We start from the raw sequence: 11,034 nt of genomic DNA, 5'->3' as shown, positions 1-11,034 counted from the left end.
GTACAGCGCCGAGGCTTCGGCGCGCATCGTGCCGGCGCGGCTGCCAACCCAGCTGCTGGCCACCGAGTGGCCACCGAAGAAGCCGAACGTGACCAGTGCGATGCCCAGAGCCATCGTGCTCAGCCACGGCATCGCCAGCAGTGCGATGCCGGCGCCGATCAGTGCGAACGAGATCGACAGGATGCGGCCGCGCCCGTAGCGCGTCGCCTGCTGGCCCATCCATGCCGAACTGAAGGTGCCGACCAGATACACACTGAAGATCAGCCCGACCACGGTCTGGCTGAGGTGGTACGGCGGTGCCAGCAGGTGGTAGCCCAGGTAGTTGTAGAGGGTGACGAACACACCCATCAGCACGAACGAGGTGGCGAACAGCCACGGCAGGCCCGGGTCGCCGAACAGCGCGCGCCAGCGCGACGGCAACTGGCGCAGGCCGCCGCGACGGGCTTGGAAATGCCGCGACGGCGGCAGCTGCAGCCACAGCAGCACGGTGCTGGCGATGGCAATGATCGAGACCACGCCGATGCCCCAGCGCCAGCCCCAGTGGTCGGCGATGATGCCGGCCAGCAGGCGGCCGCTCATGCCACCGATGGCGTTGCCGCCGATGTACAGGCCCATCGCCAGGCCCAGTGCGCGGCTGTCCATTTCCTCCACCAGGTAGGTCATCGCCACCGCCGGTACGCCGCTCAGCGCCAGGCCGAGCAGGGTGCGCAGCACCAGCAGCGTGGTCCAGTCGTCCACCAGTGCGGTGCACAGCGACAGGATGGCCGACGCGAGCAGCGCGGCGATCATCAACGGGCGGCGGCCGATCGCATCGGACAGCAGCCCGGCCAGCAGCATCGCCACCGCCAGCGTGCCGGTGGTCAGCGACAGCGACATCGCGCTGCCGGCAGCGGAGACGCCGAAATGACGGCTGAACTCGGGCAGCAGCGGCTGCACCGTATACAGCAGGCCGAAGGTGGAGAAGCCAGCCAGGAACAGCGCCAGCGCGGTACGCCGGAAGGCGGGGGTACCCTGCTGGATGCGGGTCTCGGCAGCAGGGTCGACAGTGTGGGGGCGGCGTTCGACGGCCGCCGCAGTTTCGCCAGTCATGGGATCGATGGGCCGGTGGGGACGGCCGGGCGTGGGAGGGAACGGGCCCCAGACTAGGCCCGTTGATCCAGTCGATCCATAACCTGATAGGTCATGATTGATACACAGGAAGTATCAATTCAGCTTACAGTCGCTGCCATTCGAACCCGTCGCCGCGGCGGTAGTACACCGCCACGGCGCGGCCATACAGTTTGTCGGCGTCGACGAAGCCGAAGAAGCGGCCGTCAAAGCTGTTGCCGCGGTGGTCACCCAGCACCAGCACCTTGCCGGCCGGCACCACCAGATCGGCGATGTCCGGGCCGCCGCCCATGTCCAGATCGAGGCGGGCGCGGCGCTGGCCGAAGGCTTCCACGTCCTGCACATCGGCGATCTGCAGCGGCTGGCCGTTGATGCTCAGATGGCCTTCATGCAGCTGCACGTGGTCGCCGGCTACCGCCGCCACGCGCTTGATCAGACGGGTGCCATCGGCCGGCGAGTCGAACACCGCCACTTCGCCGCGCTGCGGGCTGCCGGTCGCCATCAGTTCCTTGCCAGTGAACGGCAGGCGCAGGCCATACGCGCGCATGTCCACCACCACCCGGTCGCCAGGCTGCAGGGTTGGCTGCATCGAGCCACTGGGCACCACGTAGTGGTTGGCCAGGGTGTCGCGGGCGGCGGCCAGCAGGCCGAGCATCACCAGCAGCGGCAATGCTTCCTTCTTCAGCCAGGTAAGCGCACGTTCGGAAAAGGGAGGGCGGGCAACAGCATCCATGGCAGGCTCCGGGTGGTCGGTAGCGGTATCAGACCACACGCAGGCGTCGCAGGTTCCCGGCAGCGCGGGACATGGGTTACGCAGGTTTTACGCCCCGGCCCGGCGGCGGGCATCGCACCTTTACGGCCAGCGCGCGCATCGTGTGCCCACCGCGCCACAGGGCGCATTCCGCAAGGTGTTGTATGACCCTCCTGGTGATCCGCCACGCATCTCCGTCGGCGCCGCGCCCGCAGCTGCCGGCGCAGTTGAGCGGCCATCGCGTGCTGTGCAGCGACTGCGCCAGCCTGTCCGAAGTGCGCCAGTGCCTGTGCCAGCCGCAGGCGCGCTCGGCCGACTGGGTGCTGCTGGATGTCGGCACCGCCGACGAGGCGCAGTGGCAGGCCGAAGGTGGCGCGCTGCAGGCGGCGCTGGAACGGCTGCCGGCGCAGTACATCGAGCTGCAGGCCCGCAGCGAGCCGGGGCTGGATGCACGCCTGCGCCTGCAGCACGGTCCGGCCGCAGTGGTGGTCGACCAGCGCAGCCAGCAGGCCGGTTACCCGTTGTCGCTGGCCATCGTTGGCCGCCGCCTGGCGCAGGAGGGCTGAGCCATGTCGATCTTCATCATCCGTGGCCCGGAAGCGGCCGGTGCGCTGATCCGTACCGCGATGCCGCTGCCGGCGCCGGTCCTGAAGTCGCTGGTGCATCGCGCGATCGACGCCGGCACCAGCGTGGCGATCCGCGCGTGTGGTTCGGAGCAGGAACTGCTGGACGCGCTGCGCGTGGCCGACCACAGCCGTGGCGAGGTGACCCTGCTCGATCCGGGTGCGTGTGCCAACAGCCTGCGCCTGCAGCGCCTGCTGCCGTACCTGCACAATGCCTACGTGGAAGTGCATGACGACGGTGCGGTGGCCGAACCGTGCCTGCCGGCCGGGGTTGGCCAGCGACTGGGCATCGCCGCGGGATATGGCGCGCAGAGCTATGTGCTGGCGCTGGACATCGCGCTGGATCACCTGGGATTGGCCGAGCAGGCGAACCGCGTGCACGTAGGGACGTGATGCGCTTTTGTAGAGTCGAGCCATGCTCGACTGGCTTTTCATCGAAAGGCAGCCGAGCATGGCTCGGCTCTACAGAAGAACGTCGAGCATGGCTCGACGCTACACAACGAAAAACGGCGGGGTTTCCCCCGCCGTTTTCGCTTTCTTATTTCAGCCCGCGGAACTTCAGCAGCGGCTCCACCGACGGGTCCTTGCCGCGGAAATCGCGGTACAGGGTCGACAGCTCCACGCTGTTGCCACGCGAGAGGATCTTGTCGCGGAACTCCTGGCCGTTGGCGGCGGTCAGGCCACCGTGCTCGGTGAACCACTGGTAGGCGTCATGGTCGAGCACTTCGGCCCAGAAGTAGGCGTAGTAACCGGCCGAGTAGCCACCGCCCCAGATGTGGTCGAAGTAGGTGGTGCGGTAGCGCGGCGGCACCTGCGGCAGGTCGACCTTGAACTTCTTCAGCGCGCTGGCTTCAAAGGCACCGACATCCTGCAGCGGCGCATCGGCCTTCTGCGTGTGCCAAGCCAGGTCCAGCAGTGCGGCCGACAGGTACTCGGTGGTCGCATAGCCTTGGTTGAAGCTGCGTGCCTTGAGGATCTTGTCGACCAGTTCCTGCGGCATCGCCTCGCCGGTCTTGTAGTGCTTGGCGTAGTTGGCGAACACCTTCGGGTCCAGCGCCCAGTGCTCGTTGAACTGCGACGGGAATTCGACGAAGTCACGCGAGGTGGCGGTGCCGGCGATCGACGGGTACTTCACGTTCGAGAACATGCCGTGCAGTGCATGACCGAACTCATGGAACATGGTGGTGACGTCGTCGAAGCTGATCAGCGCGGGCTGGCCGGCGGCCGGCTTGGTGAAGTTGCAGACGTTGTAGACCACCGGCTTGGCACCGGTCAGGCCATCCTGTTCGACGAACACGTCCATCCAGGCGCCGCCGGACTTGCTGTCACGCTTGAAGTAGTCGGTGTAGAACAGGGCCAGCGAGGTGCCGTCCTTGTCGAACACTTCGTACACCTTCATGTCCGGGTTGTAGGTCGGAATGTCGGTACGCGGCTTGAAGGTGATGCCGTACAGCTGGGTGGCGGCGTAGAAGACGCCGTTCTGCAGCACGTTGTCCAGTTCGAAGTACGGCTTGATCTGCGACTCGTCCAGATCGTACTTGGCCTTGCGCACCTGCTCGGCGTAGAAGTCCCAGTCCGAGGCAGCGACCTGGAAGCCGCCCTTCTGCGCGTCGATCACCTTCTGGATCTCGCCGGCTTCGGCGCGGGCCTTGGCGGTGGCAGCCGGCACGGTGTCGGTCAGCAGCTTCAGCGCGGCGGCCGGAGTCTTGGCCATCTGGTCGCCCAGCTGGTAGTCGGCGAAGGTATCGAAGCCGAGCAGCTTGGCCTTCTGCGCACGCAGCTGGGCCAGGCGCTGCACGGTCTGCCGGGTGTCGTTGGCATCGCCACGCTCGGCGCGGGTCTCCGAAGCCTTCAGCACGGCCGCGCGCTGGTCACGGTCGCTGAGCGAGCCGAGCACCGGCTGCTGGGTGGTGTTCTGCAGCGGCAGCACGAACTTGCCGTCCAGCTTGCGGTCCTTGGCGGCGGCGGCCGCGTTGTTGATCGCGTCCTCGTCCAGCCCGGCCAGCTTGGCCTTGTCGTCGACGACAACGGCGGCGGCGGCGGTGGCGGCCACCAGGCGGGTGTGGAACTGGGTGGAGAGGGTGGTCTCTTCCACGTTGAGCTTGCGCAGCGATGCCTTGTCGGCGTCGGACAGCTGCGCACCGGCACGTACCAGGCCGTCGTAGTAGTGCTCGACCAGGCGCTTCTGCACCGGGTCCAGCTCCAGCGTGTCGCGCTGGTCATAGATCGACTTCACGCGCGCGAACAGCTTCGGATCGAGGTTGATCTCGTCCTGGTGCGCGGCCAGCTTCGGCGCCACTTCTTCCTGGATCTTCTGGCGCGCGTCGTTGGTATCGGCCTGGACCAGGCCGAAGAAGATGCGCGACACGCGGGTCAGGGTCTCGCCGCTGCGCTCCATCGCCACGATGGTGTTGTCGAAGGTGGCCGGTTCGCTGCTGTCGGCGATCTTGCGCACCTCGGCCAGGTGCTGGCGCATGCCTTCCTCGAAGGCCGGCAGGTAGTCGCTGTCCTTGATCTTGTCGAACTGCGGCGCCTGGAACGGCAGCGTGCTGGCGCTCAGCAGCGGGTTGGTGGAGGCTTCGGCCGGCTGCTGGGCCGGGGTCTTCTGGGCTTCGGACACGGGGGTGGACTCCTTGCCGGAACAGGCCGCCAGCGCCAGGCTGATGGCGGCGGCCAGGACTACGGTACGCGACATGTAAAACGCTCCTTGGGCAGACGGTATGGAATACCAGCCCTCCACCCTACTCCTGTCACGCTCGCCCGGCATGTGCCGGACGTGGCGTCTGTGCGGGGCCTGCCGGCCGGCTCAGACCGTGCCGCGGGTCTTGCCGATCCAGGGCCGGTAGAACTCGCGGATGGCGGCCATGTCGGCGGCGTCATCACCGCTGGGCGTGAACAACGGCCCGATGCCGATGGTCTTTTCCGGGTAGTGGAAGTACGCGGCCAGGATCGGCACGTCGGCCATCCGCGCGATCTTCAGGAAACCGGCCTTCCAGTCCTTCACCGCCTTGCGGGTGCCCTCGGGGGTGATCGCGAACCACATCTTCTCGTTGTTGCGCAGCAGGTCCACCGCCTGGCCAACGGTGCCCTGCGGCGAGCTGCGGTCGAGCGGGATCACCCCCAGCTTGTGCAGCAGCGGGCCCAGCGGCCACCAGAACAGCGATGCCTTGCCCAGCACCTTCACTTTCATGCCCAGCGCGATCTTGGCCGCCATGCCCCACAGCCCGTCCCAGTTGGACGAATGCGGCGCGATGATGAACACCAGCCGGGGAATGTCAGGCAGGGTGCCGGTCACCTTCCAGCCGCCCATGCGCAGGGTGCAGCGCGCCAGCCAGCGCAGGAAGGCGTTGGGTTTGACCTGCGGCATCTGCGGCGGAACGGCCGGCAGCAACGGAGTCGGGTTGTTCAAGCAATCACTCCCAGTCACGTGATGAGCGCCCGCGCTTGATCTGCGCGCGCCCGCGTTTGGCGTCCAGACGACGCAGTTTCGACCCGAGGGTCGGCTTGGTGGCCTTGCGCGGTTTGGGCACGCTCAGCCCGGCCTGGATGAAGGCCGCCAGCCGATCGCGCGCATCCTCGCGATTGCGATCCTGGGTCCGGAACCGTTGCGCATCGATGACCAGCACGCCTTCGCCGGTCATGCGCCGGTCACGCCGCGCCAGCAGGCGCGTGCGCAACGGCTCGGGCAACGAGGGCGAGTTGGCCACGTCGAAACGCAGTTCCACCGCGGTGGAGACCTTGTTGACGTTCTGCCCACCGGCGCCACTGGCACGCACGAACCGCTCGACGATCTCGCCGTCGGGGATTTCAAGCTGCGCGCTGATGGTGACCGGTCCACTGCCCATCCGCGCATTGTAGCGGCAGCCACGTCCTGCAGTGCGGCATCGCGCACCGTATGCCGCCGATCAGGTACCGAACACGCCGCCTTCGCCTTGGCTGCGGGTATGCTGGCCGTCCCATGTACCGCAGGAAGCCCGCATGACCCGCACCGCACCCGCCCTGCCGTCCCTGCTGCGCCGCGCCGCCCTGCTGCTGGCGCTGGCCGTGGCCAGTGTGCCGGCCCTGGCCGCGCCGCCGACCGATGGCGACATCAACCGCCTGCTCTCGGCCTCGCGCGCGCAGAGCATGATCGACACCATGCTGCCGCAGATCGAGGCGATGCAGCAGCAGCAGTTCCAGCAGGTGGCCGCGCAGCGCCAGCTCAACGCCCAGCAGCAGGAGCAGCTGAAGCGGATCCAGGCAAGGACCAGCCAGACCCTGCGCCAGGCCCTGTCATGGCAGCAGCTGCGGCCGATGTACGTGGACCTCTACAAAAAGACCTTCAGCAAGGAAGACGTGCTGGCGATGGCCGAGTTCTACGAGAGCGCGGCCGGCCAGAGCCTGCTGGACAAGACCCCGGCGCTGATGCAGAACGTGATGGTGGCCATCCAGGCGCGCATGCAGCCGCTGTTCGCGGACCTGCAGAAGGACCTGGAAGCGATCGTCAACGAGCCGGAAAAGAAGTGAGGTAGGGCCGGCCGCTGGCCGGCTCCCCCAGTACATCTGGAATCACGTAGCTGCCGGCCAGCGGCCGGCAGTACCGTCAAGCGGTATCCACCTGCCAGCCGAACAGGCCCAGCGCCTTCTGGAACGCAGGGTCCAGCGGCGCGCGTACATCCACAACGCCACCGTCGGGATGCGGGAACCGCAGGCGCTCGGCGTGCAGCAGCATGCGGTGCACGCCCTGCATGCGGAAGATGCGGTTGTGGCGGCCATCACCGTGGCTGGTGTCGCCGATCATGTGGTGCGACAGGTGCTTGAGATGCCTGCGGATCTGCCGGAAGCGCCCGGTCTGCGGCTGGCAGCGCAGCAGCGCATAACGCGAACTGCTGAACTCGCCGATCGGCACCGACAACTCGCCGGTGGCCAAGCGCTGGAAATCAGTGATCGCCGGCTTCTTCACTGGCTTGCCCGGGCCGCCGTCCAGTTCATGGTCGACCTGCCAGGCGAGCTCGGCCGGCCAGCCCCGGCACACGGTCAGGTAGTCCTTCAGCACTTCGCCGCCCATCAGCGCCTTGCCCAGCGCGCTGGCGGTATCGCGGTCGAAGGCCAGCAGCAGGCAGCCGCTGGTCGCCCGGTCCAGGCGATGGACCAGGAAGATCGGGCGGCCCAGCTGCTCGCGCAGGCGGTCGGCCAGGAAATCGTCTTCGCCGCGGGCCAGCTTGCTGTCGTGGACCATCAGCCCGGCCGGCTTGTTGACCACGGCCAGGCGCTCATCCAGGTGCAGCAGCTGCAGGGGTGCGGTGTCGGTCTCGACCGCAGCGAGGGTGTCAGGTTCGGTGCTCACCACGGGATTATCGGGGCTGGGCATTGAATGGGGTAGAGCCGGCCGCTGGCCGGCTGCCTCCGGGCGGTCGAATTGCTGCGGTTGCCGGCCAGCGGCCGGCACTACCGGGATCAGGCGTTGCGCACGGCCAGCAGTTCGCCGTTGCCCACCGGCACCAGGCTGGTGCTGAAGCTCTTGTCGGCCGCCAGCAGCGCACGCAGCGGTTCCATCTGCGCGGCGTGCGAAGTGGCGTTGTCCACCACCAGCAGGCCACCGGGCCGCAGCACCCGGCGCAGCTGCGGCCACCAGCCGGCGTACTGTTCGCGGTCCGAATCGAGGAACAGCAGGTCGACGCTGGCATCGTCGGCCTGCGCCAGCCACGACCCGGCATCGCCGTGGACCAGGGTGATGTACTGCTCCAAGCCGCTGCGTGCGAAGGTGGCACGCGCCATCGCCGCCTTGTCCTCGGCGAACTCCAGCGTGGTCACATGGCCGTCGATGGCCGCGGCGGCCTCGGCCAGCCACAGCGTGGAATAGCCATTGGACGTGCCGATTTCCAGCACCCGCCGCGCCTGGCCAAAACGCACCAGCACCGAGAGCAACTCACCGGTCTCCGGCGTGATGTTGAGCATGCGCCGGCCGCGCTCGGCTTCGCGCGCGTCGTTGTCGGTACCGAAGCGCACCAGCTCGTCCTTGAGCGCCTGCAGCACGGTGGCTACTTCCACCACGCGCGTGCCAGCGCCACCGCGCCAACCGCGCCGGACAGCCAGCTCCACATCGGCAGGTCGCCCCAGTACCAGCCCGGCGGTTGCAGCACGTACATCAGCGCCGCGATGGCCAGCAGGCCAACGCCGGTGATCGCACCCACCGCGCGTTTCTGCAGGCGCTGCAGGCTGGCATCGAGCGCCACCAGATCGCGCGAGCGCATCGCCAGTTCATGGCGGCCTTCCACCTGCTGGGTCAGCCAGGCGTGTACCAGGCGCGGCATGTCCGGCGCATGGGTCATGATTTCCGGCAGGCGCTTGCCGATCTCGCGCACCACCCTGCGCGGGCTGTAGCGCTCGCGCAGGATCTTCGCCAGCACCGGCTTGGCCACTGCCCAGATGTCGATCTGCGGATCGAGCTGGCGGCCGACACCTTCGATGTTCAGCAGGGTCTTCTGCAGCAGGATCAACTGCGGCTGCAGGGTCAGCTGGTAGCGCTGCGCCACGCGGAACAGCTTCATCAGCACTTCGGCCAGCGAGATCTGCGACAGCGGGCGGGTGAAGTACGGCTCGCACACCGAACGCACCGCCGCTTCCAGATCATCGATGCGCACATGGTCCGGCATCCAGCGTGCCTGCACGTGCAGTTCGGCGATGCGACGGTAATCGCGGTTGAAGATGGCCATGAAGTTCTCGGCCAGGTAGTACTGATCTTCCTGCGAGAGCTGGCCCATGATGCCGAAGTCCAGCGCGATGAAGCGCGGGTTGGCACGGCGCGCCGGATCGGTGTCGACCCAGATGTTGCCGGCGTGCGCGTCGGCATGGAAGAAGTTGTCACGGAACACCTGGGTGTAGAACACCCGCACGCCCTTGGCGGCCAGCGCCTTGCGGTCGATGCCGGCCTTGTCCAGCGCGGCGATGTCATCGGACGGAATGCCCCATACGCGTTCCAGGGTCAGCGCACGCTCGGCGGTGTGGCTCCAGATCACTTCCGGTACGTACAGATCGTCGCTGTTTTCCCAGAAGCGGCGCAGCACGCTGGCATTGGCGCCTTCGCGCTGCAGGTCCAGTTCGGCAGCCAGGGTGTTCTCGACTTCGGCCACCACTTCACGCGGGCGGATCTTGTCGGCACGTGGATGGGTGCGCTCGACCAGCGCGGCCAGCGAGTTGAGCAGGGCGATGTCGGCGTCGATCTGCTTCTCGATGCCTGGGCGCAGCACCTTGACCACCACCTGGCGGCCGTCGGCGAGCGTCGCTGCGTGCACCTGCGCGATCGAGGCCGAAGCCAGCGGTTCGGTGTCGAAGCTGGCAAACGCCTCGCTCACCGGCAGGCCGAGTGCTTCCTCGACGATGCGGCGCGCGGTATCGCCATCGAACGGCTTGACCCGGTCCTGCAGCAGGGTCAGCTCGTTGGCCACGTCCGGCGGTACCAGGTCGCGGCGGGTCGACAGGATCTGGCCGAACTTGACGAAGATCGGCCCGAGGTCCTGCAGCGCCAGGCGCAGGCGCGCACCGCGCGATTGTGCGGCGATATCGGCCGAGGCGCGCGGCACGAACGGCTTGGCCAGGCGCAGCCAGCGCTCGGCCGGCGTGCCTTGCAGCAGATCGTCCAGGCGGTAACGCAGGATCACCCGGCCGATGCGGCTGGCCCGAAGCACGGCCTTCATGCGGCACCCCGCAGGCGCTGCACGCGTGCGCCCAGCCGCTCGACGTCATCACGCAGCACGTCAACGTCATCGTGGAAGGCATCCAGCTCGGCGCGCGGCACCACATCACGCGATTCCTCGGTGATGAACTCGGCAGCGCTGTGGGCCAGGTCGATCGCGCCCTGGCGTGCGTGCTGCAGCGCGCTGCGCAGGGTGTTGGCGACCTGCACGCCCAGCACCTCGCCGAATACGCTGACGAACGGCTGCTGCCAGTCCGGATCGAAGCCCTTGGCCAGCTGCTGCAGGCGGCGCGCCAGCTCGGCGTCGCCGGCTACGCGCACGCGGCCCTTGCCGGTGCTGTCGGCGCGGCGCGCGTTGGCCAGCAGTGGCAACTGCGCCAGCACGCCGGCCAGGCTGCTGCGCACGGCCAGATCGGCTTCCTGCGTGTCGACCGGGCCAACCCGCAGCTGATCGCCCTCGACGCTGATGCGCATCGCCAGCGAAGGCGCTTCCAGGGTCAGGTCGATATGCCGGCCGTCGAGGCTGGCCAGCGCATGGCGGGTATCCGGATCCAGCGCGAGGGCGCGGTTCAGGGCGATCTGCAGGGCGCGGCCGGCGACCGGCTTGAGGGACTTGAGCAGGGAGAGAGCCATGTGCGCATTCTACCTGCGTGGGTGGGGGGCTTGGGCCGGGCTGCCGCCCGGCACCCGCAGATGCAACTGCCAGAGCAACGGCCGAAGCAACAGCGGGCAGTCCGTGGGTTGGCGGGGTGGGTCCGGTTGCGGGGGACGCCGTAAACCCCCCCTCCGGGGTCCGGCCCAGCCGCTGGCGGCTGTGCGTTCGGGCGCTTGCGAAGCAGTGCTTCGCAAGCAAAGCGCCCTCACCCTTGGGGGCTTGG

The 11,034-nt window shown here is 67.9% G+C and carries 12 protein-coding genes; 3 read left to right on the top strand and 9 right to left on the bottom strand.

The genetic code is table 11. From position 1 onward, the window contains the following. A partial coding sequence (locus QRO93_RS20120; RefSeq protein WP_285304338.1) for an MFS transporter occupies positions 1-1,089 on the bottom strand: 1,089 nt, incomplete at its 3' end. A 124-nt stretch (positions 1,090-1,213) separates the two neighbouring features. Then, positions 1,214-1,840 carry a signal peptidase I gene (gene lepB / locus QRO93_RS20115; protein WP_053448491.1) on the bottom strand — a complete coding sequence of 209 codons (627 nt, stop codon included), beginning with the start codon at positions 1,838-1,840 and terminating at the stop codon, positions 1,214-1,216. A gap of 182 nt (positions 1,841-2,022) precedes the next feature. Here lepB and QRO93_RS20110 point away from each other — a divergent pair, with 182 nt between their 5' ends. Beyond that, positions 2,023-2,424, top strand: coding sequence for a hypothetical protein (locus QRO93_RS20110; RefSeq protein WP_008267294.1), 402 nt, complete (start codon positions 2,023-2,025; stop codon positions 2,422-2,424). 3 nt (positions 2,425-2,427) lie between these two features. Beyond that, positions 2,428-2,874, top strand: a complete 447-nt coding sequence (locus QRO93_RS20105; RefSeq protein WP_004153636.1) for a 3-dehydroquinate dehydratase — start codon at positions 2,428-2,430, stop codon at positions 2,872-2,874. Between the two features lie 145 nt (positions 2,875-3,019). Here QRO93_RS20105 and dcp read toward each other — a convergent pair whose 3' ends face one another. From dcp to arfB, 3 genes are all read right to left on the bottom strand, one after another. Next, positions 3,020-5,176, bottom strand: coding sequence for a peptidyl-dipeptidase Dcp (gene dcp / locus QRO93_RS20100; protein WP_164242897.1), 2,157 nt, complete (start codon positions 5,174-5,176; stop codon positions 3,020-3,022). A 111-nt stretch (positions 5,177-5,287) separates the two neighbouring features. After that, the gene (locus QRO93_RS20095) at positions 5,288-5,890 is read right to left on the bottom strand and encodes a lysophospholipid acyltransferase family protein (RefSeq protein ID WP_008266991.1); all 603 of its coding nucleotides are present in this window, start codon (positions 5,888-5,890) and stop codon (positions 5,288-5,290) included. 4 nt (positions 5,891-5,894) lie between these two features. Beyond that, entirely contained in the window at positions 5,895-6,326 is a 432-nt protein-coding gene (gene arfB, locus QRO93_RS20090; protein ID WP_004153612.1) for an alternative ribosome rescue aminoacyl-tRNA hydrolase ArfB, read from the bottom strand. Between the two features lie 133 nt (positions 6,327-6,459). On the opposite strand from arfB, the gene QRO93_RS20085 reads away from it, so the two are divergent. Further along, positions 6,460-6,987 carry a DUF2059 domain-containing protein gene (locus QRO93_RS20085; protein WP_010487093.1) on the top strand — a complete coding sequence of 176 codons (528 nt, stop codon included), beginning with the start codon at positions 6,460-6,462 and terminating at the stop codon, positions 6,985-6,987. A 76-nt stretch (positions 6,988-7,063) separates the two neighbouring features. Here the strand turns inward: QRO93_RS20085 and QRO93_RS20080 are convergent, their stop codons facing one another. From QRO93_RS20080 to QRO93_RS20065, 4 genes are all read right to left on the bottom strand, one after another. Further along, positions 7,064-7,807, bottom strand: a complete 744-nt coding sequence (locus QRO93_RS20080) for a pseudouridine synthase (protein ID WP_180878700.1) — start codon at positions 7,805-7,807, stop codon at positions 7,064-7,066. A gap of 110 nt (positions 7,808-7,917) precedes the next feature. Next, positions 7,918-8,496: an O-methyltransferase gene (locus QRO93_RS20075; protein ID WP_180878731.1), complete on the bottom strand. Its 579-nt coding sequence runs from the start codon at positions 8,494-8,496 to the stop codon at positions 7,918-7,920. Between the two features lie 5 nt (positions 8,497-8,501). Further along, positions 8,502-10,157, bottom strand: a complete 1,656-nt coding sequence (ubiB, locus tag QRO93_RS20070) for a ubiquinone biosynthesis regulatory protein kinase UbiB (protein WP_180878701.1) — start codon at positions 10,155-10,157, stop codon at positions 8,502-8,504. Then, positions 10,154-10,789, bottom strand: a complete 636-nt coding sequence (locus QRO93_RS20065; protein WP_004153599.1) for an SCP2 domain-containing protein — start codon at positions 10,787-10,789, stop codon at positions 10,154-10,156. Before QRO93_RS20065 ends, ubiB begins: the two co-directional genes overlap by 4 nt. Positions 10,790-11,034 lie beyond the last annotated feature (245 nt).

The sequence above is a fragment of the Stenotrophomonas maltophilia group sp. Smal17 genome (assembly GCF_030237045.1).
Taxonomy (GTDB): Bacteria; Pseudomonadota; Gammaproteobacteria; order Xanthomonadales; family Xanthomonadaceae; genus Stenotrophomonas; species Stenotrophomonas forensis.
Note: the sequence above shows the minus strand (reverse complement) of the source record. Positions and strands in the feature narration are given on the sequence as shown.

Bases quoted from the DNA above. Each gene is read 5' to 3' on its own strand.
- QRO93_RS20085 (WP_010487093.1), top strand. From the start codon at position 6,460: ATGACCCGCACCGCACCCGCCCTGCCGTCCCTGCTGCGCCGCGCCGCC.
- arfB (WP_004153612.1), bottom strand. From the start codon at position 6,326: ATGGGCAGTGGACCGGTCACCATCAGCGCGCAGCTTGAAATCCCCGAC.
- ubiB (WP_180878701.1), bottom strand. From the start codon at position 10,157: ATGAAGGCCGTGCTTCGGGCCAGCCGCATCGGCCGGGTGATCCTGCGT.
- dcp (WP_164242897.1), bottom strand. From the start codon at position 5,176: ATGTCGCGTACCGTAGTCCTGGCCGCCGCCATCAGCCTGGCGCTGGCG.
- QRO93_RS20110 (WP_008267294.1), top strand. From the start codon at position 2,023: ATGACCCTCCTGGTGATCCGCCACGCATCTCCGTCGGCGCCGCGCCCG.
- QRO93_RS20065 (WP_004153599.1), bottom strand. From the start codon at position 10,789: ATGGCTCTCTCCCTGCTCAAGTCCCTCAAGCCGGTCGCCGGCCGCGCC.
- QRO93_RS20105 (WP_004153636.1), top strand. From the start codon at position 2,428: ATGTCGATCTTCATCATCCGTGGCCCGGAAGCGGCCGGTGCGCTGATC.
- lepB (WP_053448491.1), bottom strand. From the start codon at position 1,840: ATGGATGCTGTTGCCCGCCCTCCCTTTTCCGAACGTGCGCTTACCTGG.